This is a genomic window from Streptomyces sp. CA-294286 (assembly GCF_050947155.1).
Lineage (GTDB): Bacteria > Actinomycetota > Actinomycetes > Streptomycetales > Streptomycetaceae > Streptomyces.
This window is the reverse complement of sequence record NZ_CP192005.1, coordinates 5775235-5796149: the sequence shown is the minus strand read 5'-3', so window position 1 is coordinate 5796149 and position 20915 is coordinate 5775235. Positions and strand designations below refer to the sequence as shown.

The window sequence follows — 20915 nt, the reverse complement described above, 5'->3', positions numbered from 1 at the left end:
GCCCTGTCTAGCGTGAAGCGGATCCATGCGGTCACACCCGCTGTCGCACAGGGAAGGCGAACCCCGGAACCATGCCCCAACCTTTCAGGCTGCCCGAGTTCTACATGCCGTACCCGGCCCGGCTGAATCCGCATCTGGAGCACGCGCGGACGCACTCCAAGGCCTGGGCGCGCGAGATGGTCATGATCGAGGGCTCGGACATCTGGGACGAGCACGACTTCGACAGCCACGACTACGCGCTGCTGTGCGCGTACACCCATCCCGACTGCACGGCCGAGCAGTTGGCGCTGGTCACCGACTGGTACGTCTGGGTGTTCTTCTTCGACGACCACTTCGTGGAGCTGTTCAAGCGCAGCCCCGACATGAAGGGCGCCAAGGAGTACCTGGACCGGTTGCCGGCGTTCATGCCGGTGGAGGCGGGCGCGACGACGCCCGAGCCGACGAACGCGGTCGAGGCCGGGCTCGCCGACCTGTGGAGCCGCACCTGCCCATCCATGTCCGAGGCGTGGCGGCGGCGGTTCGCGGTCGCCACCGAGCATCTGCTCGAAGAGTCGATGTGGGAGCTGATGAACATCAGCGAGGGGCGGGTCTCCAACCCCATCGAGTACATCGAGATGCGGCGCAAGGTGGGTGGTGCCCCCTGGTCGGCGGGTCTCGTGGAGTACGTGGCGAACGCCGAGGTCCCCGACGCCGTCGCCGCGTCACGTCCGCTGTGCGTGCTGCGGGACGCCTTCTCCGACGGCGTGCACCTGCGCAACGACCTGTTCAGTTACGAACGAGAGATCCTCGACGAGGGCGAACTGTCCAACGGCGTCCTGGTGATGGAGACCTTCCTCGGCTGCCCGACGCAGGAGGCGGCGGACACCGTCAACGACCTGCTGACCTCGCGCCTCCAGCAGTTCGAGACGACGGTCCTCACGGAACTGGAGCCGCTGTTCGCCGAGTTCGGGATCGGCGCCCAGGAACGGCTCGACGTACTGGCGTACGTGAAGGGTCTCCAGGACTGGCAGGCGGGCGGTCACGAGTGGCACATGCGGTCGAGCCGGTACATGAACGGGGCGGACGACGGCGCGGCGGGACAGGTCGTCGCCGGTCGGCTCGCGCACGACCCCGCGGCGTACACGCCGGGCGGCCCGAACGGGCTGGGCACGGCGGCCTCCCAGCTGCTGTCGTCCCTGGCGGTCGGCGTCCCGGCGCGGGCGAAGAACGTGGCGGTGCACCGGTTCGAGAAGGTCGGGCCGCTGGAGATCCCCGACCTGGGCATGCCGTACACGACGACGCTCAGCCCGCATCTGGACGCCTCCCGGCGGAACGTCGTGGAGTGGGGGCGCGCGATGGGGTTCCTGGAGGAGGTGCCCGGCGTTCCCGGCTCGCACGTCTGGGACGAGGGGAAGATCCGGGACTACGACCTTCCCCTGTGCGCGGCGGGCATCCACCCGGACGCCACCCTTCCGGAACTGGACATCAGCTCGGCCTGGCTGGCCTGGGGGACGTACGGCGACGACCTCTTCCCCGTGCTCTACGGGCGGACCCTGGACCTGGCCGGGGCGAAGGCGGCCAACGACCGGCTCTCCCTGTTCATGCCCGTCGACGGCGAGCCGGTGCCGGAACCGGTGACTCCGCTGGAGCGGGGCCTCGCCGACATCTGGGCGCGGACCGCGGGGCCGATGGCGGTGCCGGCGCGCCAGGCGTTCCGCAAGGCGGTCGAGGACATGACGGCGAGCTGGCTGTGGGAGCTGGCGAACCAGGCACAGAACCGGGTGCCGGATCCGGTCGACTACTTCGAGATGCGGAGGTTCACCTTCGGGTCGGACCTGACGATGAGCCTGTCCCGGCTCTCGCACGGCAACACGCTGCCGGAGAAGATCTACCGGTCGCGGCCGTTCCTGTCCATGGAGCGCTCCGCGATGGACTACGCGTGCCTGCTCAACGACGTCTTCTCGTACCAGAAGGAGATCGAGTACGAGGGGGAGATGCACAACGGGGTGCTGGTGGTGCAGCACTTCCTCCAGTGCACCGTGGCGCAGGCGCGGGACGTGGTCGTCGATCTGATGAAGGCGCGGATGGCGGAGTTCCGGCACGTGGTGGACGGTGAACTCGCCGAGCTGGCCGACGAGTTCGCACTGGACGACCAGGCCAGGGAGGTACTGACGCAGTACGCGGAGGAGCTGAAGAACTGGATGGCGGGCATCCTCGTCTGGCACGAGGGGTGCGTGCGGTACAAGGAGGCGGATCTGAAGAAGCACCACGCGCCGCCGGAAGCGGAAGGGGTGCCTGCGCCCCGGTCGGACGAACCGGGCTACGGGCCGCGGGGAATCGGCGCCTCGGAGTTCGGGACGTCGGCGGCGCGGATCGCGGAGCTGTGGTCCACCGCGGGGCCGGTCACGACGGGGGTCGTTGGCTAGCAGGATTCTCGGTTCGGACGGTTTTCCCTCCGGATGCCGGGGCAGGCGATCTTCTGTCAAGGAAACGCCTCGACAGAGCAAGGGAGAGCGAACCATGACCGCCGAGAAGAAGTCGAAGGCCAAGTCCGACCAGGTCAAGGGCGCCGCGAAGGAAACCGCGGGCCGTGCCGTCGGGAACGAGCGGCTGGAGGCCGAGGGCCGGGCGCAGCGCGCCAAGGGCGACGGTCGGCAGTCGGTGGAGAAGGCCAAGGACGCCTTCAAGCGCTGACCCCCGGGCTTTCCCCCTTCACCGAAGAACGCCGCGTCCAGCGCAACGCGGCAGCACGAGGGCCGTGGCCCGACGGGTGGTACCCCTTTACCCCGTCGGGCCGCGGCTTCTTCGTGTGCGGGTACCTTCTTCGCGCGCGGGGCCTCTTCGTCCACGGGGCCTCTTCGTCCGCGGGGCCTGCGGGTGCCCCTCCGCGCCCGGGTGTCCGTCCGTGCCGGGGCCGGATTCCGTGCCGGAGCCCCTGCCGGGTGCCGGGGCTCAGGGGCGTTCCTGCCAGTACGGCTCCCGCAGTCGCCGTTTGTACAGCTTGCCGTTGGGGTCACGCGGCATGGCGGCGACGAAGTCGAGTGTCCTGGGCCGTTTGTAGGCGGCCAGCCGGTCCTCGCAGACGGCCAAGATGTCCGCCGCGAGTCCCGGTGACGGCTCGTGGCCCTCGGCCGGTTCCACGACCGCCTTGACCTCCTCGCCCCAGTCCTCGTGCGGGATGCCGAAGGCAGCCGCGTCGGCGACGGAGGGGTGGGTGAGGAGGACGGCCTCGATCTCGGCGGGGTAGATGTTCACTCCGCCCGAGATGATCATGTCGATCCTGCGGTCGCGGAGGAACAGGTAGCCGTCCTCGTCGAGGTGTCCGAGGTCGCCGACGGTGAAGAAGTCGCCGATGCGGTTCTTCTCGGTCTTCGCGTCGTCCTTGTGGTAACGGAAGCCGCCCGTGCTCATCTTCAGGTAGACGGTGCCGAGCGTGCCGGGTGGGAGACGTTGTCCGTCGTCGTCGAATATGGCCAGTTCACTGATGGGCCAGGCCCTGCCGACGGTGCCGGGCTTCTTCAGCCAGTCCTCCGCGGTGGCGAACGCGCCACCGCCCTCGCTCGCCGCGTAGTACTCCTCGACGCACGTCCCCCACCAGTCGATCATGGCCCATTTGACGTGTTCGGGGCAGGGAGCGGCCCCGTGCACGGCATGCCGCAGGGAGGTCACGTCGTAGGCCCGCTTGACCTCCTCGGGAAGCGCGAGGAGCCGGTGGAACTGGGTGGGGACCATGTGGGTGTGGGTGCAGCGATGGGTGTCGACCAGGCGGAGCATCTCCTCGGGCTCCCACTTGTCCATGAGGACGAGCGGATGCCCGAGGTGCAGGGCCGCGCCCGCGAACTGGAGCACGGCGGTGTGGTAGAGCGGTGAGCAGACCAGGTGGACGTTCCCGTCGAAGGGCCGGATGCCAAAGATGCCGAGGAAGCCGCCGAGGTGGGACTCCTCGGGGGGCTTTCCGGGGAGCGGGCGGCGGATGCCGCGCGGGCGGCCCGTCGTTCCGGAGGTGTAGTTCATGACCCAGCCGAGGGTCCGGTCGGCGGGCACCGAATCCGGCTGACCGTCGAGGAGTTGGCGGTAGGGGCGGAACCCGGGGATCGTACCGACGGCATGGCGGCGGGAGACGGGCAGGCCCGACTCGTCCGCGGCGGCGGCCGAAGGGCCCTCGAAGCGTTCGTGGGCGATGAGGACCTTGGCTGCGGAGTCGGAGACGATCCATGCGATCTCGGGGGCCGTGAGGTGGTGGTTGACCGGGACCAGGTAGAGACCGGCCTGTACGGCGGCGAGGTAGGCGGTGAGGAACTCGACGCCGTTGGGGAGAACGACGGCGAAGGCGTCGCCTCTCGCCAGTCCCGCCGCGCGCAGTCCGTGTACCAACTGGTTGGCGGCTGCGTGCAGTTGGCCGGCCGTCCAGCTCTCGCCCCCGGGAGCGACCAGGATCGAGCGGTGGGGATCGGCGGCGGCTTGTGCCCAGAACCCGTTCGGCGGTGGCTGCGCGGTCATGCTCCCCCGCTCCTTCCGGCGATCCTCTGGAGGCGGGTGACGGCTCGCTCGAAGCCCGAGGTGAGGTCGTCGAAGACGCTCTGGACGCTGCGTTCGGTCGTCATGCGGCCGACGATCTGGCCGACCGGGGTACCGAGCAGCGGCTCGACCTCGTACTTCTGGATGCGGGAGTTGGCCTCGGCGACCAACAGGCCCTGGAGCGGCATCGGGAGGGCGCCGGGGCCCTGGGGGTCGTCCCATGCCTCGGTCCACTCGGTGCGGAGCTGACGTGCGGGCTTGCCGGTGAGGGCCCGGGAACGAACGGTGTCGCCGGATCCCGCGGCGAGGAGTTTGGCGGTGAGTGCGCGGGAGTGGAGATCGGCCTCCCGGGTGGTGAGCCAGATCGAGCCGAGCCAGGCTCCCTGGGCGCCGAGGGCGAGCGCGGCGGCGATCTGCTCGCCGCTGCCGATGCCCCCTGCGGCGATCACCGGCAACTCCCCCACCGCGTCGACGACTTCGGGCACCAGGACCATGGTGGCGATCTCCCCGGTGTGGCCACCCGCCTCGTACCCCTGGGCGACGACGATGTCGATGCCCGCCTGCGCGTGCCGCCGTGCGTGGGTGGCGCTGCCGGCCAGGGCGGCGACGGGGATGCCGTGCCGGTGGGCGCGGGCGACCACGTCGGCGGGCGGCGGGCCGAGGGCGTTGGCGAGGAGCTTGACGGGGTGGTCGAAGGCGACGTCGAGCTGGTCGCGGGCGACCTGTTCCATCCAGCCGGTGATGCGCCACCCGGACGCCTCGCCCTCGGCGAGTTCCGGCACGCCGTATTGTCCGAGGATTTCCTGCACGTACCGCCGGTGGCCGTCCGGGATCATCGCCTCCACCTCGGCCTCGGTGACCCCCTCCACCTTCTTGGCGGGCATGACCACGTCCAGGCCGTACGGTTTGCCGTCGGTGTGGGCGTCCATCCAGTCGAGATCGCGGGCGAGGTCGTCGGGTGCCGTGTAGCGCACCGCGCCGAGGACGCCGAATCCACCCGCCCGGGTGAGGGCGGCGGCCACGGCCGGGAACGGCGTGAAGCCGAAGAGGGCGTGTTCGACTCCGAGTCTCTGGCTCAGCTCCGTCTTCATGGGCGGCAGGATGCCGCAGGGCGGTGGAGAGGGGAAGGGAATTCCTGATGCCTCGTCAGAATCTGCGCGCTCCGCACGGCGGGGCGGGCGGGACGGTTGACACCCGGGTCCGGCTTTGGCCTGCTGGTGGGCATGACTGAGGACTCCGCGCACAGAGGCACCGGTGACAGGCCCGTCGGTGACCGGGACGGCGGCAACGAGGGCGGGTGCCGCCGGGGCGTCACCCGTCGGCACTTCGCGGGCGGCGCCGCGGCGCTGGGAGGAGCACTGATGCTGGGTCCGATCCCCGCCGCCGGGGCGACGGGGGCCGAAGGGGTACGAGGCGCCCGGCGCCGGCCGACACTGCGGTACGGCTCGGCTGCGCGCGCCGGACTCCTGCCGGCCCACCTGGACCGTCTCGTCGAGGACGCCCGGAGTTTCCTGGGTCCCTCCCCCAAGCACCCCTGGTACGCGGGGGCGGTGCTGCTGGCCGGGCGCGGCGGCACGGTCGCGCTGCACGAACCGATCGGGTCCGCCGTGCGGTACGCCGCGTACGACGAGAAGAGCGACACGGCGGTGGAGTTCCCGCCGGAGCAGCAGATTCCGATGGCCCGGGACACGGTCTTCGACCTGGCGTCGGTCTCGAAGCTGTTCACGTCGATGCTGGCGGTGCAGCAGATCGAGCGGGGCGCACTGGACCTGGAGGCCGGCGTCGCCTCGTACCTCCCGGAGTTCGGCAGGGCGGGAAAGGGCGGCATCACCGTCCGGCAGCTGCTGACGCACACCTCGGGCTTCCGGGCGTGGATTCCGCTGTACTCGCAGCCGACCCGCGCGGGCAAGCTGGAGATGCTGTGGAACGAGACCCCGGCGAACCCGCCCGGCACGGCGTACCTGTACTCCGACCTGAATCTGATCTCGCTCCAGCTGGTACTGGAGAGGATCACCGGGCGCACCCTGGACACGCTGCTCCGCGAGGAGATCACCGCTCCGCTCGGGATGCGCCGCACCCGTTTCAACCCGCCCGCCGCATGGAAGCCGAAGATCGCGGCCACCGAGGACGCCCGCAAGCCCTGGTCGGGCCTCGACCGCGGTCTGGTCTGGGGCGAGGTGCACGACGAGAACGCGTACGGCTTCGACGGGGTGGCCGGGCACGCGGGCGTCTTCTCCACCGCCTGGGACCTGGCCGTACTCGCCAGGACACTGCTCAACGGAGGGGTGTACGGGCAGGCCCGCATCCTGCGCGAGGAGTCGGTGGAACTGATGTTCACCGACTTCAACGCCGAATTCCCCGGTGACGAGCACGGGCTGGGCTTCGAGCTCTACCAGCACTGGTACATGGGCGCGATGGCCACCCCGCGCACCGCGGGCCACACCGGTTTCACCGGCACCAGCTTGGTCATCGACCCGACGACGGACTCGTTCCTGATCGTCCTGGGCAACTCGGTCCATCCGGTACGCAGTTGGCGCTCCGGCTCCGCGCCGCGTGTGGCGACGGCGAACGCCATGGCGCGGGCGGTCGCGGTGCGGCCCGCGCACGGGCGTACCGCGTGGTTCTCGGGCACGGCCTCGGCCGCCACCGCGACGCTCACCCTGCCCGTGCTGCCGTTCACCTCCGGTCGGGGGCTGCTGCGCTGCGAGCTGTGGTGGGACGTCGAACCGTCCGCCGACACCCTCGCCCTGGAGGCGTCGGCGGACGGCGGGGCGACGTGGCGGCCGGTGCCGTTCACGACCGTGCGCCGGGGCGGGCGGCCCGAGCCGCACCCCGACGGGACGGTCACCGGATGGTCGGGCCGCCGGTGGCACCGGGCGGGCGCCGATCTCGGCCCGTACGAGGGGAAGAACGTCGCCGTGCGGTGGCGCTACGCGACCGACGCACGCTACGTGGGGCGCGGGGTGTACGTCGACGGACTGCGCGTGACGGACGGCGACCGGACCTTGTTCGACGAGGCCCGGCCGCGTGACGCGGCCCGGATCGAGGCGACCGGATGGACCGCGTCGGCGGACTGAGCGCCCCCGCACACGCCCGGGACGAACCGGTCGCACCGCCCCCGGGCCGGCCGGTCGCACCGCCCCGGACCGGCCGGTCGCACGGCCCCGGGCCGGCCGGTCGCACCGCCCCGGATCGGTCGGTCGCGCCGTCCCGGGACGCGTCGTTCAGCGCCCCAGGACCGCCATCGCCGCGTTGTGTCCGGCGATCCCGCTGACGCCGCCGCCGCGGACGGCGCCCGCCCCGCACAGCAGCACGTTGGCGTGCTCCGTCTCCACGCCCCAGCGCCCGCTCTTCTCCGTCAGGTACGGGAACGACAGGTCGCCGTGGAAGATGTGCCCACCGGGGAGCCGCAGTTCCCTTTCCAGGTCCAGCGGTGTTCTCGCCTCGATGCAGGGGGCGCCGTCCGCGTCGACGGCCAGGCAGTCGGCGAGCGGCTCGGCGAGGTGGGCGTCGAGCTGTTCGAGGGTGGTGCGCAGCAGCTGGGACCGGGTGGCTTCGTTGTCGGCGGTGAAGAGGCGGGCGGGGGTGTGCAGGCCGAAGAGTGTGAGGGTCTGGTGGCCGCTCGCGACCAGGTCCGGGCCGAGGACGGAGGGGTCGGTCAGCGAGTGGCAGTAGATCTCCGAGGGCGGGGCGCCCGGCAGCCGCCCCGCCGCCGCCTCCCGGTACGCGGCCGCCAGCTCGTCGTAGCCCTCGGCCACGTGGAAGGTCCCGGCGAACGCCTCGCGCGGGTCCACGGCCGTGTCGCGCAGGCGCGGCAGGCGGCGCAACAGCATGTTGACCTTGAACTGGGAGCCCTCGGGGGCGGGCCCGGTCTGCTCCCGGCCGAGCAGGCGGGCGAGGTCCCGCGGTGAGGCGTTGACCAGGACGTGCGAGGCTGCGGCGCGTCCCTCGCCGGCCTCCGTACGGTACGAGACCTCGGCGCGTGCCCCGTCCGTCTCGATCCGGGTCGCCTCGCAGCCGGTGACGATGTCCGCGCCCGCCGAGCGGGCGGCGGCCGCGAGGGCGTCGGTGAGGGCGCCCATGCCGCCGACGGGCACGTCCCAGTCGCCGGTGCCGCCGCCGACGACGTGGTAGAGGAAGCACCGGTTCTGGGCCAGCGACGCGTCGTGGGCGTCGGCGAAGGTGCCGATCAGGGCGTCGGTGAGGACGACGCCGCGTACGAGGTCGTGGTCGAAGGTCGCCTCGATCGCGGTGCCGATCGGCTCTTCGAAGAGCATCCGCCAGGCCGTGTCGTCCTGGATGCGGTGACGGAGGTCGTCGCGGGCGGGGAGGGGCTCGGTGAAGGTCGGGAAGACCCGCTGGGCGACCGTGCGCAACCGCCCGTAGAAGTCCTCCCAGGCACGGAACTCCTTCTGTCCTCCGGTGAGTTCGGCGAAGGACGCACGGGTGCCGGGGCCACCGACGAGCAGGCCGCCGCCGCTCCTGCGCGGGGTGTACGAGGAAACGGTCCGCTTCCGTACGGCGAAGGAGAGCCCCAGGTCCCGCACGATGCTCCGGGGCAGCAGCGACACGAGGTACGAGTAGCGGGAGAGCCGGGCGTCGGTCCCGGCGAAGGGGCGGGTGGACACCGCCGCTCCCCCGGTGGTGGCGAGCCGTTCCAGGAGGAGCACCGAACGGCCGGCGCGGGCGAGGTAGGCGGCGGCGACCAGTCCGTTGTGGCCGCCGCCGACGACGACCGCGTCGTACGCGGAACGCGCGGGGGCCGCCGGTGCGTCTTCGGACATGCGGGGTGCGGGCATGGCGGGACCCTACGCTGTGGGTCCTGGGCGCGACAGGGGGAACGGGGAGGGGCGGATGACGGCCGTGGACAGCCGGGACGAGTACGGACAGGAACAGGGGGGCCGCTTTGTGCCCTCTCGTCCCCATGGGGAAAATCGTCGGGTGACCTATCCGGAGCCTTCCACGCACCCCGTGCCCGTCGACGGGCGTCCCGACGCACCGTTCGACGGACTCCCCGACCAGCACTTCGTCCGGGAGCCCAGCGAGCGGAGGACCGGCAGCCAGCAGACGGGCGGGCGGGGGCCCGGCGGGGGCGCCGGCCGGTGGCTGCGGGCGAAGACGTACACGACTCCGGCTGCCGCCGTGGCCGTGCTCGTCGTGGTGGCCCTGCTCGGCATGGGCATCGTCTCCCGCGACACGGGCGAGCTGCACATACCCGGGGCCGGGATCACGACGCTGCTGCGTTCGGTGTTCCTGGCCGCGCTCTTCCTCCACCTCGGCGAGATCGTCGGACACCGGCTGGCGCGCACGGTGCCGGGAACTCCGCGGGCCCGGCCACCCGGGTGGGGGGTCGCGCTGTCACTGGCCGGGGCGGCGGCCGCCTTCGGCCAGATCGTCCAGATGGCCGACCTGAACCGCCTGAGTTTCACCGAGACGTACGCCACGGATCCCGGGGGCATGCTCCTGCTCCAGGCCAACGCGTTCCTCGCGGCCGCCGCGTGCGCGTGGCTCAAGCGGCCGGCCTGGGCGGTGCTGCCGCTCGCCGCGGTGATCCTCTCCGAGGCGGTGCGGGCCCATCCCGAGCTGGACACTCCGGAGGTCGGGGTGGTCCTGACGACGATTCACCTGACCGCCTCGGCCCTGTGGACGGGCGGGCTGGTCTACGCGTTGCGGGCGCTGCACCTGTGGCGCGGGCAGCAGGACGGGGAGCCGGGGGCCGGGCGGGTCCTGCTGGCCCGGTACGCGCGGATGGCGGTGTTCCTGTACGTGGCGCTGGCGGTGACCGGGACGTTCAGCACTCTGCGCAGGCTGCCGCTGGAGGACGTCTTCACGACCGCGTACGGGCGGACCCTGATCGTGAAGCTGGTGCTGGTGGCGGTGGTGAGCGTGCTGGCGCTGGTGGCGAGGTCCCGGCTGCACCGCAGGCGTGGTGGCCGGCGGGGGCGTCGGGCGCGGATCGCGGAGGACGCGGTGGAGCGGCCCGCACGGGCGGAGATGGTGATGCTGGTGGGGGTGGTGGCGGTCTCTGCGCTGCTGACGGTGGTGCCGACGCCGACCTGGTAGGAGCGGTCCGCCGGGCCGGGACGCCCCGTGGCACCTGCCCGCCCGCCCCCACGGGCACCCGTCACCTCCCTGCGCCCCGCTCCCCGCGCAGCGCCGCCACCCGTCCGTAGATCTCCGCCGCCTCCGCACCCCGCCCGAGCTGCTCCAGGCACTGGGCCTCGTCGTTGCGGCTCGCGAGGGCGTCGGGGTGGTCGGCGCCGAGCACCCGTTCGCGCTCCTGGGCGACCTGCCGGTAGACCGCGAGCGCGTCCGCCCAGCGGCCCAGCCAGCCGAGCCCGACGGCGACCTCGCGGCGCGAGACGAGAGTGTCGGGGTGGCCGGGGCCCAGGACCCTCTCCCGGATGGCGCACACGTCCCGCGCCTCCGCGAGGGCCTCCTCCCAGCGCGCGAGCCGTCCGAGGTTGACGCCGAGCCCGTGCCGGGCGCGCAGCGTTTCCGCGTCCGTCGGCCCGGCGGTCCGCGTACGGTCCTCGATCAGGTCGCGGTACAGCTCCAGCGCGTCGGCGCTGCGCCCGAGCCGGCCGAGGCAGATGCCGACCTCGTAGCGGGCGGAGAGGGTGTCGGGGTGGTCCGCGCCGAGCGCCTGGGCGCGGGCCTGCGCGACCTCCCGGTAGGTCTGGAGAGCTTCGGTCCAGCGTCCCAGCTGGCCGAGGGCGTAGGCGACTTCGTAGCGGGTGACGAGGGTGTCGGGGTGCGCGGCGCCCAGGACGCGGGCGCGGGCCGCCGCCACGTCCCGGGCCATCCGGTAGGAGTCCTCCAGGCGGCCGAGTCTGCTGAGGTTGAAGGCGAGGTTGTGCCGGCAGCGCAGGGTGTCGACGTGTTCGGCGCCCATGGTGCGTTCGCGGGCGGCGAGCACCGAGGAGTACACCTGGTGGGCCTCGAAGTGCCGGCCGAGCTGACCCAGCACGTAGGCGGTCTCCTGCCGGGCGGCGAGCGTCTCGGGGTGTTCGGCGCCCATGGTGCGCGCCCGCCCCTCCGCGACCCGGGTGAACTCGCGCAGCGCGTCCGCGGCCCGGCCGGTGCGGCTGAGGGTGAATCCGACCTCGTAGTGGCTGGCGAGGGTGTCGGGGTGGTCGGGGCCCAGTGCGTGCTCGCGTTCGACGGCGACCGCGCGGTGCACCTCGCCCGCCTCCTCCCAGCGGCCGAGGCGGCCCAGGCTGAGGCCCGCGTTGTGCCGGCTGTCGAGGACGTCGAGGACCTCGGGCCGCGGCGTCGGCCGTTGCGTCCGTACCGGAACCACGCCGGACGCGGGGGCGCGCAGCCCGCCGCCCCTGGTCCACTCGCCGGTGAGCCCTGCGACGGGGTCGCCGTGCGCGGGGGCGAGCGTGCCGGTGCCGCCCGCCTTGTGACCGGTGGTCATGCCGCGGGTCCAGGACGGGAGCGCGGGCGCCCGGGACGGCAACTGCTCGGGCCGTCTGCCGGGGCGGCGGGGGCCCGGGGCCGGGGCGAGGGCGGTCGAGGAGTGACCGGGCAGGGCGAAGGCCCCGGCCGGGGTCAGGCGTCCGTCGGTCAGGCGGCGTCCGAGGTCCTTGGCGTCGGCGGGCCGTCCGTCGGGGGTCTTGGCGAGCAGGTCGAGCACTATCCGGTCGAAGAACTCGGGGAGTTCCGCCCGGTGGGTGCGGGGCGGTTCGGGAGTGGTGTCGCGGTGGCCGACGAGTACCGCCCATGCGTCGTCCAGGTCGAACGGCGGGACGCCGGTGGCGATTTCGTACAGTACGCAGCCCAGCGAGTAGAGGTCGCTGCGGTGGTCGACGCCGACGCCGCTGATCTGCTCGGGCGACATGTAGTGCGGGGTGCCCATGGCGATGCCGGTGCCGGTGAGACGGGAGGTGTAGCCGATGTCGTGGCCCAGTCGCGCGATGCCGAAGTCGCAGATCTTCACGGTGCCGTCGGCGAGCCGCATGATGTTCGCGGGCTTCAGGTCTCGGTGGACGATGCCCTGTTCGTGGGTGTACGCGAGGGCCCAGGCGACCTGTTCGGCGATGTCGACGACGTCGTGGACGGGCAGCGGGTGCTGTTTGTTGTCCTCCAGGAGCTGGCTGAGGTTGCGGCCCTCCAGCAGTTCCATCACCAGGTACAGCACGCCCTCGTACTCGCCGAAGTCGTGCACGACGGTGACGCCGCGGTGCTGGAGGGCGGCGGCGACCCTCGCCTCGCGCCGGAAGCGTTCGCGCAGCACTCCGGAGATCGCCTGGTCGGGCTGGGCCCCCACCGGCTTGAGGCACTTGACCGCGACGTGCCGTCCCAGCGACTCGTCCTGGGCGCGCCACACCTCGCCCATGCCCCCGCGCCCGATCAGATCGAGCAGCCGGTACCGGCCCTGGATCAGCCTGGTGTCCGCCATCTCGTACTGTCGCCCCCGTCGCTCCGCTGCGCCCTCCCCGGCCCGTCCAGTATGGCCGCCATGCGGTGGAGTGTGTACGGGGCGGGGCCGCTGCCAGGCCCGCGGCGGGCAACCGCCGCCCGGGGGCCACCGGCTGGGGGCTGTCGGCGGAGCCGGGCGGGAACGCCGCGCAGGGGTGGAGCACCCGGACGCCGGCGATCCGCGTCGGCGGGTCGCCGTGCACCTGCCGGGCGACGGAGGCGGACCCGAAGAGGCCGGGGGCGGGGTTCCCGGCAGGCGCGGAGGTCACGGACGTACGACGCGCGGACATACGGCTCGCGGACGTACGACTCGCGGACATGCCGATCACGCCGACGGCGTCCCCGTGGCGTGCCGGGGGCGGGCGCGGACCGGACGGTCCTGCCCGTCCGGCGTCCGGCGTCCTGCCCGTCCGGCGTCCGGCACGCCGCCGCCCCGCGCGCCGCCGGGGTGTCCCGGTGCGGCGGGGCGGGGCAGCGGTTCGGTGCGGTGGGCTCGGGGCGCGGTGGTCAGGGGGTGCGCACGGCGGGGCGGGGCGGGGTGGGCATGCCGGCGCCCAGGAAGAAGCTGGGGTGCGGCGGCTGGTTGTAGGCGGTGTTCTGCCAGGCGAGTGCGGTGCGGTACTGGGTGTCGTGGAGCAGGGTGGTGATGCGGGTGTCCGTCCGGTGGGGCGTCGAGTAGATGCGCAGGGCGCGGTTGTCCGCCGTACGCCAGATCACTTCCTCGCGCCAGTCGCCGAGGATGTCGCCGGAGAGGGCGGGGGTGGCCTTGGTGCCGTTGTGGGAGGAGACGCCGGAGGCGGTGAGGAGGCGGGTGTCGCCGGAGGTGCCGTACTTGTCGATGCGGGTGCCGTCGAGGAGTTCGCGGACGGGGTCGCCGTCCCACCAGGAGAGGAAGTTGGCGCTGGAGGGTTTCCGGCCCAGGGCGGTGCCGGTGGCCGAGCGGAGGGTCGAGTCGGAGGCGGACCAGGCCTCCGCACCGGGGCTGCCCGCGTGGATGTCACCGGCGACGCCGCGGCCGTTGTCGGCGCCGGCGGCGGTCTGCCACAGGAGCCGGCCGGTGCGCGCGTCGGCCAGCCACGAGCCGGGCTTGCTCTTGTCCTCGGAGACCTTGAAGTACTCCAGGCCCGGCCGGGAGGGGGCGAGGTCGCCGACGTGGCCGGCGTCGCCGTGGCCCAGCCTGTTCGTCCACAGCCCGGCGCCGTTGTCGTCGACGGTCATCGCTCCGTAGACGATCTCGTCCCGGCCGTCGCCGTCGACGTCCGCGATCGACAGGCTGTGGTTGCCCTGGCCGTCGTAGCCCTTGCCCGCGTTGGTGGAGGAGTTGGTGTCGAAGGTCCAGCGGCGGGTGAACCGGCCGTCGCGCCAGTCCCAGGCGGCGACGACGGTACGGGTGTAGTAGCCGCGGGCCATGATCAGCGACGGGCGGGCGCCGTCCAGATAGGCGGTGCCCGCGAGGAAGCGGTCGACGCGATTGCCGTAGGAGTCGCCCCAGGAGGAGACCGTGCCGCGGGCGGGCACATAGTCCACCGTGCCCATCGCCCGGCCGGTCTGTCCGTGGAACATGGTCAGGAACTCGGGCCCGGACAGGACGTATCCGCCGGCGTTCCGGTGATCGGCCGAGGGGTTGCCGATCACCGCCCCCGTGCCGTCCCGGGTCCCGTCGGCCGTCTTCATGGCGACCTCGGCGCGGCCGTCGCCGTCGTAGTCGTAGACCTGGAACTGGGTGTAGTGCGCGCCCGAGCGGATGTTGCGGCCCAGGTCGACGCGCCAGAGCCGGGTGCCGTCGAGGCGTATGCCGTCGACGATCGTATTGCCGGTGTGGCCCGACTGCGAGTTGTCCTTGGCGTTGGTCGGCTGCCACTTCAGGACCAGGTCGAGCCTGCCGTCGCCGTCGAGGTCGCCCACGGACGCGTCGTTGGCCTCGTAGGTGTACGCGACCCCGTCCGGGGTGGTGCCCCCGGCCGGCGGGGAGAGCGGCACGTCCAGGTGTCCGGAGCGGAACTGCAACGCCCGCTCGGAGGCGGGCTGCTCGACACCGCCCACCACCGCGCGAACCGTGTAGTCGGCCGAGTTCGCGGCGCCCGCGTCGAAGTAGTTCGTCGACGCGGTGAGCGGCGAGGAGTTGAGCTTGGCGGCGCCCCGGTAGACGTTGAACGCCACGTGGTCCGGGTCGGTGGCGAGCCAGCGCCAGGACACCAGGTTCCCGCTGCCGGTGTGGGTGCTGGTCAGCCCGCGGTCGAGGCGCTCCACCTGCCGTGCGGTGGCAGCCTGCGCGGTCTGCGGCAGTACGGCGACCACGGAGAGGGCCAGCGCGGCGGCGGCGACCCCGAGCGTCAGTCTGCTCCTCGGCCGTCTTTGTGCGTGGCGGAGGGAGGGAGTTCTGCGGTGGTTCCGGTGTGCGTCGGTCACGATGACCTCCGGTTGAGGGGGGCGCGCGAACGCGGTTGCCCGCGGACGTGAGGGGCGCGGCAGGTGTGGGAACGCTCCCACGGGCTGCGAGCGTAGGAAGCCGCCGACGGCCGGTCAAGGAGTCTGTCGCACTTTGATGTGGGGTGGTGTTCGAATCCGTGACTTTTTCCGGTCCACCGATCGACACGTACCCGTGAGCCGGTGAAACTGCGCGATGCAGCTCACCGCACGCTCTCGGAACGTTTCCGTTCGACGGACCGACGGGCACGCGGATACGGATTTTCCCCGCGGCAGACAGTGCTTCTGACCCACCGTCAGCTTGCGCGCGTACGCAAGAAGCGGTCGAGGCGGCACGGTCCCGACCTTCGTGAGCGCCCGCACGATGCACGCGTTCCGGGCTTCTCGGATCCGCTCGCGCGACCGTGGCGGACAGACGCGGCGCGGCCCCGGGCCCCCTCACCACCCCTGTGCGCCCGCCGTGCTGCGGCGGTGCCGGTGACCGCCTGGCCGGCCGGTGACTTCACGACGACGAATCCCGGCGCGCCGTGCCCGGTGGCCTGGGAAACCCGTTCGGTGCCCTGTTCGACAGCAGGGTGACGCCCAGAAACCAGGCGGTGGACGGACGCCTCGCACAGGACTACCCGCACGGCGAAGGGGACGAAGTACCGTGCGCCGCACGGTACTTCGTCCCCTTCCTCACCGGCGGTATCCCCCCGAGCAGCCGGGGCGCGGGGCTAACACCGGGCGGACAGGGGCAGGTCCGCGTACTTGTTGCCCGAGAAGTAGATGGCGCTGGCGTAGCCCCAGCGCCCGTTGCTGTTCCTCGCGTGGATCCACACGTTGTTGGTGGTGCCCTCGGCCGTCACCGACTCGCCGATCCTCCAGCAGCTCACCGTGTAGTAGGTGTTCGCGTAGAGCTTGCCTATCAGTGTGGAGTCTCCGTGCGCCGAGACCCGGTGGTTCACCGACTTCCACACCTTACGGCTGTACACGGCCTTCGCCTGCGCCTGTTCCGCCGCCGGTGCGGCGTGGGTCTGCTGCGGAGAGGCGACGGCCGGCGCGGCGCCGACCGTGCCCAGCATCCCCACGAAGAGCATCGCTCCGGCTCCGACCGCAACTGCCTTACGACCACTGTGAGTTCGCATGCCGATCCTCCTGCGTCATGGTTCCCGATGGCGCGGACACGCCCACCGAACTGCGCTGTCGGCCAACCATGACGGGTCTCCGGCGCCCTCGGCCATGATGTTCCGGCTCACCGTAAAAACCGAGTCCACAGGGGGGAACAAGATGCTCCGCATCCACTTCCAGGACGCCGACCTGGGGGCGGTCAGGGTCGCCGCCGCGCCGAATCCGCTCTGGGAGATCGCCACCAGCCTGCACCGCTTCCAGACCCGGGCCGGTCGCTGGGCGTACGCCGACTGGCACAGAAGCGTCCGCATCCGGCTGCGGGAGAAGGGGCTCGACCGGGCCCTGCGGACCGTTCTCCTGCCGCTCTTCCCCCGCGCCTCCTACTTCCCGGACTTCCTCACCCCGGGGGCGGGCGTCGAGGGCCTCGACGCGGGCCTCGACGAGATCCTCGCGACCTCGCCCCGGCGGGTGTCGCGGGAAGCGAACCGGACGAACGCAGGGAACTCGTACGGGTGCTGCGGGCCTACCACGACGTCGGCATCGCCCCGTACGTCGAGGGGATCCGGTCCCGTTTCGACGCCGAACGGGCCGCGCGCTGCCGCGGATTCGTCCACGACGGCGTCGACGGCCTGCTCGGCGGCGCGGGGCCCCCGATGCGCTGGGAACGGCCCGTCCTGCACGTCGACTACCCGGCGTCCCACCGTGACCTGCGGCTGGGCGGGCGCGGTCTGACGCTCGTCCCCACGTACTTCTGCTGGCGCACCCCCAACAGCCTGGCCGATCCGCAGCTGCCCCCCGTCCTGTGCTACCCGGTGCTCCGGGGCGCCGACGCCCCGCCTACGGGCCCCCGCCTCGCCGAGGACCCGATGGCGCCGCTGACCACGCTGCTGGGGAGGACCCGGGCGACCGCCCTGTGGGCGGCAGCCGACGGGGCGACGACGGGAGAGATCGCACGGGCGGCGGGGGTCTCGGCGGCCTCCGCCAGTCGGCACGCCACGGCGCTGCGTGACGCCGGGCTCATCACCAGCAGCCGGCACGCCACGTCGGTGCTGCACACCCTGACCCCCACGGGCGCCTCGGTCCTCCGCGCGGCCTCGCGGGGGAACGCCTCGTAGTCCGCGGGGCGAGGACGGCGGGAGGGACTGCGGCACGGTGTCGCGCTACCGCCGCACGCGCGGCATCCCCAGGCCGATCCAGGAGATGATCTCGCGCTGGATCTCGTTGTTGCCGCCGCCGAAGGTGAAGATGACGGCCGAGCGGTAGCCGCGTTCCAGTTCGCCGTTCAGGACGGTGCCCGCCGAGCCCTCCTTGAGGGGCCCGGCGGCGCCGAGGACCTCCATGAGCCAGGCGTAGGCGTCACGGCGGGCCTCGGAGCCGTAGACCTTGACGGCGGAGGCGTCCTGCGGGGTGAGGGTGCCGTCGTGGACGGCGTGCACCATCTGCCAGTTGAGGAGCTTCATCGCGTCGAGCGCGATGTGCGTGCGGGCGAGGCGGCCTCGTACCCAGCCCAGGTCGATGACACGGCGGCCGTCGGCGAGCTCGGTGTCCATGGCCCAGCGCTGCACGTCGTGCAGGGCGCGGACCGCGGTCGTGCCGTGGGCGGCGAGGGTGACGCGTTCGTGGTTGAGCTGGTTGGTGATGAGCCGCCAGCCCCCGTTCTCCTCGCCGACGCGGTGGGAGACGGGGACGCGGACGTTCTCGTAGTGACTCGCGGTCGTGTCGTGCGAGGCGAGCGTGTTGATGAGGGTGCAGGAGTAGCCCGGGTCGGTGGTGGGGACGAGAAGCATGGTGATGCCCTTGTGGGGCGGGGCCTGGGGGTCGGTGCGGACGGCGAGCCAGACCCAGTCGGCGGTGTCGCCGTTGGTGGTCCAGATCTTCTGACCGTTGACGACGTAGGAGTCGCCGTCGCGGACCGCCCGCGTCTTCAGGGAGGCGAGGTCGGTGCCCGCGTCGGGTTCGCTGTAGCCGATGGCGAAGTCGATCTCGCCGGACAGGATCCGCGGCAGGAAGTACGCCTTCTGCTCCTCGGTGCCGTACCGCATGAGGGTGGGACCCACGGTGTTCAGCGCCATCAGCGGCAGGGGTACCCCGGCCTGGGCCGCCTCGTCGAAGAAGAGGTACTGCTCCATGGGCGTCAGTCCACGGCCGCCGTACTCCTCCGGCCAGCCGACGCCGAGCCAGCCGTCGGCCCCGAGGCGACGGATCGTCTCGCGGTAGAAGCGTTTCCGTTCGGTCGCTACGGCGTGCCGCACGGCGTCGGCGGGGACGAGGCGGGTGAAGTAGGCGCGCAGTTCGGTGCGCAACTGCTCCTGTTCGGGCGTGTATTCGAGGTGCACGGGCCCTCCTGGCGTCTCGCGTACGGCACTTCGCCGAGGCGGCGCACACAGTAGAACGTGTTGCAGGAAGGGGGAAGGGCCGCGGAGTCAGGCCCCCTCCTCGTCGAGAAGTCCGGCCATCGTCCCGGCCGCCAGCACGGAGGCCTCCGCGCAGCAGTTGTTGAACAGGACGTGGACCCGCGCGGCTCGTGCGGCCAGGGCGCGGATGCGCGGCACCCAGGGCAGCAACTCCTCGCGTGTGTACCGGTGGCGGTAGCTGTCCTCCTTGCTGCCGGTCCCCCACTGCGGGCTGCGGCCGTGGAACCGTACGACCGCCAGGTCCTCGGAGGTCGCCTCGGCGACCGGGGGCATCGACCGGGGGAGGTCCTGCGCGGTGTCGACGGCGACCAGCGGCATGCCGTGTTCGCGCAGGAAGGCGAGGGTTTCCGGAAGCCGCCCCGGAGCGAGCCAGCCGGGATGGCGGAACTCGACGCTGATCGGCACCTCGGCGCGCCGCCCGCACTCCGCCAGGTAGGCCAGCGATCGGGCCTCCGGACGGAACCAGGGCGAGAACTGGAACAGCACGCTGCCCAGGCGGCCGGTCTCGCGCAGCGGGGCCACCCCCTCGTGGAAGAGCCGCCACACCTCGTCGAGCAGGTCGGGCGTCAGGTCGCGGGGGCGTATGCGGTTCCTGCCGTCGGCCGCGTACCGCAGGTGGGGAGGGAGTGCGGAGGTGGCGGCGCTGTGACCGGTCAGCAGGGCGTGGGCCTTGACGTCGAAGAGGAAGCCGTCGGGGGTGCGCTGCGCCCACAGCTTGGTGACCCGCTCGGAGGGCAGCGCGTAGAAGGTGCTGTCGGCCTCGACGACGGGGAAGCGGGTGGCGTAGTGCCGCAGGCGTCCTTCGGCCCCTCGCGCGCCGGGCGGGTACCAGCCGCTGGAGACCAGGGCGGGATCGGTCCAGGAGCAGGTTCCCACGCGGATGCGGGGGTCGCCCGGGTGGCTGCGGCTGGTACTCGCGTCGTTGATGTCTCGTCCTTCCCTTCTCGTCGGACCGTCGTGTGCCGGTCTCGTCAGTCCGTGGTGTCCCGGGACGGCTTCTCCCGGGTCCTGCGGCGGTGACTGGTGTCGCACCAGGGGTACCTGCGGCTGCGGCGGCAGGTGCACACGGCGACCACGAAGCGGTCGGAGCGGGCCGTCCCGCCGTCGGGCAGGGCGACTTCGACGGGGCCCTCCACGAGCAGGGGCCCCTGCGGGTCGATGGTCACGCGCCGGACGTCCCGGCCGGTGGGGGCGGATCCGGGCGTGTGCCCGTCGATCGCGTCGGGCGTCTGCCCGTCGGGCGCGTGCCCGTCGGGTGCGGGAGCTCGGGCGGCGCCGGGCGGGGTTTCGGCCGGTTCGAAGCCGGAGGGTGCGTCGGGTTCATGCGCGTTCGGCACGGATCACCACCAGTTCTTCCTTCTGTACGCCCGGTTCGACCAGACCTCGTTCCTCCAGCCAGCGGGCGTGCCGCCGCATGACGGGTCCGTACGGGACTATCTCCCGGTCGACGACACGGGTGCTCAGGCCGCTCCCGCGCAGCATCTCGACGGTGCGCTCGGTGCCGCAGAGCGCCGAGTGCACCACGAGCAGCACTCCGCCGGGGCGCAGGGCCGCGGGCGCCCCCTCGCACAGTTCGTCGAGGACGGCCCGGCCGTCCTCACCGGCCCGCCAGGCACGCTCGGCGCCGCCGGAGGGCAGCGGGCCCGGGGTCGGCACGTACGGCGGGTTGGACAGGATCAGGTCGAAGGTGCGGCCGGGGACCGCGGAGAGCAGGGAGCCGCGCACGGCCCGGACGGGGAGTCCTCGCAGCCGGGCGTTCCACCGGGCTGCGAGGACGGCTCTGCGCGACAGGTCGACGGCGGTGACGTGCGCGGCACCGTGTGCGGCTGCGGTCAGGGCGAGTGCCCCCGTGCCGGTGCAGACGTCGAGCACGACGGCGCCGGGGGTGCGAGGCTCGTCGCGGACGGCACGCGCCAGTAGGCGGGTGTCCTCCTGCGGGGCGTACACACCGGGTGGTCTCAGGAGGCGTGATCCGTGTAGGCGCATGCGACGCGGGTACCTCGCAGAGCCCGGGGCAAAACGGCCCCCGTACCGGGATCT

At 72.5% G+C, this 20915-nt stretch carries 14 protein-coding genes and 1 pseudogene; 5 read left to right on the top strand and 10 right to left on the bottom strand.

The features are described 5' to 3' along the window. The first annotated feature begins 71 nt into the window (after positions 1–71). Together ACQPZG_RS30315 and ACQPZG_RS30310 are read left to right on the top strand one after the other, a co-directional pair. Positions 72–2405, top strand: coding sequence for a terpene synthase family protein (locus ACQPZG_RS30315; protein WP_433548874.1), 2334 nt, complete (start codon positions 72–74; stop codon positions 2403–2405). A 94-nt stretch (positions 2406–2499) separates the two neighbouring features. Next, entirely contained in the window at positions 2500–2673 is a 174-nt protein-coding gene (locus tag ACQPZG_RS30310) for a CsbD family protein (protein WP_185033632.1), read from the top strand. 258 nt (positions 2674–2931) lie between these two features. On the opposite strand, the gene ACQPZG_RS30305 is transcribed toward ACQPZG_RS30310, so the two are convergent. Further along, positions 2932–4479 carry an acyl-CoA synthetase gene (locus ACQPZG_RS30305; RefSeq protein WP_433548873.1) on the bottom strand — a complete coding sequence of 516 codons (1548 nt, stop codon included), beginning with the start codon at positions 4477–4479 and terminating at the stop codon, positions 2932–2934. After that, a complete protein-coding gene (locus ACQPZG_RS30300) occupies positions 4476–5588 on the bottom strand; it encodes a nitronate monooxygenase (RefSeq protein ID WP_433548872.1) in 1113 nt (370 codons plus the stop codon). Before ACQPZG_RS30300 ends, ACQPZG_RS30305 begins: the two co-directional genes overlap by 4 nt. Positions 5589–5720: 132 nt before the next feature. Here ACQPZG_RS30300 and ACQPZG_RS30295 point away from each other — a divergent pair, with 132 nt between their 5' ends. Further along, positions 5721–7574, top strand: a complete 1854-nt coding sequence (locus tag ACQPZG_RS30295) for a serine hydrolase (RefSeq protein WP_433548871.1) — start codon at positions 5721–5723, stop codon at positions 7572–7574. Positions 7575–7721: 147 nt separating this feature from the next. Here the strand turns inward: ACQPZG_RS30295 and ACQPZG_RS30290 are convergent, their stop codons facing one another. Beyond that, positions 7722–9296, bottom strand: coding sequence for a phytoene desaturase family protein (locus tag ACQPZG_RS30290; protein ID WP_433548870.1), 1575 nt, complete (start codon positions 9294–9296; stop codon positions 7722–7724). Positions 9297–9438: 142 nt separating this feature from the next. Here ACQPZG_RS30290 and ACQPZG_RS30285 point away from each other — a divergent pair, with 142 nt between their 5' ends. Then, complete coding sequence (locus ACQPZG_RS30285; protein WP_433548869.1) at positions 9439–10560, top strand: CopD family protein; 1122 nt, start codon at positions 9439–9441, stop codon at positions 10558–10560. A gap of 61 nt (positions 10561–10621) precedes the next feature. On the opposite strand, the gene ACQPZG_RS30280 is transcribed toward ACQPZG_RS30285, so the two are convergent. The 3 genes from ACQPZG_RS30280 to ACQPZG_RS30270 form a co-directional block, all read right to left on the bottom strand. Next, positions 10622–12904 (bottom strand): tetratricopeptide repeat protein, encoded by a 2283-nt coding sequence (locus ACQPZG_RS30280; RefSeq protein ID WP_433548868.1) that lies wholly within the window; start codon positions 12902–12904, stop codon positions 10622–10624. A 527-nt stretch (positions 12905–13431) separates the two neighbouring features. Then, positions 13432–15333, bottom strand: a complete 1902-nt coding sequence (locus ACQPZG_RS30275) for a rhamnogalacturonan lyase (protein WP_433548867.1) — start codon at positions 15331–15333, stop codon at positions 13432–13434. Positions 15334–16067: 734 nt separating this feature from the next. After that, on the bottom strand, positions 16068–16478 hold the full coding sequence (locus tag ACQPZG_RS30270) for a hypothetical protein (protein WP_433548866.1): 411 nt from the start codon (positions 16476–16478) through the stop codon (positions 16068–16070). Positions 16479–16620: 142 nt separating this feature from the next. Between ACQPZG_RS30270 and ACQPZG_RS30265 the strand changes: the two are divergent. Beyond that, a pseudogene (locus ACQPZG_RS30265) lies at positions 16621–17576 on the top strand (helix-turn-helix domain-containing protein). A gap of 45 nt (positions 17577–17621) precedes the next feature. Here the strand turns inward: ACQPZG_RS30265 and ACQPZG_RS30260 are convergent. From ACQPZG_RS30260 to ACQPZG_RS30245, 4 genes are all read right to left on the bottom strand, one after another. Continuing rightward, positions 17622–18797 carry an acyl-CoA dehydrogenase family protein gene (locus ACQPZG_RS30260; protein WP_433548865.1) on the bottom strand — a complete coding sequence of 392 codons (1176 nt, stop codon included), beginning with the start codon at positions 18795–18797 and terminating at the stop codon, positions 17622–17624. An 87-nt stretch (positions 18798–18884) separates the two neighbouring features. Next, a complete protein-coding gene (locus ACQPZG_RS30255; protein ID WP_433548864.1) occupies positions 18885–19751 on the bottom strand; it encodes a DUF72 domain-containing protein in 867 nt (288 codons plus the stop codon). A 95-nt stretch (positions 19752–19846) separates the two neighbouring features. Beyond that, positions 19847–20092, bottom strand: coding sequence for a CDGSH iron-sulfur domain-containing protein (locus ACQPZG_RS30250; RefSeq protein WP_433549606.1), 246 nt, complete (start codon positions 20090–20092; stop codon positions 19847–19849). A 103-nt stretch (positions 20093–20195) separates the two neighbouring features. After that, positions 20196–20861 carry a HemK2/MTQ2 family protein methyltransferase gene (locus ACQPZG_RS30245; protein ID WP_433548863.1) on the bottom strand — a complete coding sequence of 222 codons (666 nt, stop codon included), beginning with the start codon at positions 20859–20861 and terminating at the stop codon, positions 20196–20198. Positions 20862–20915 lie beyond the last annotated feature (54 nt).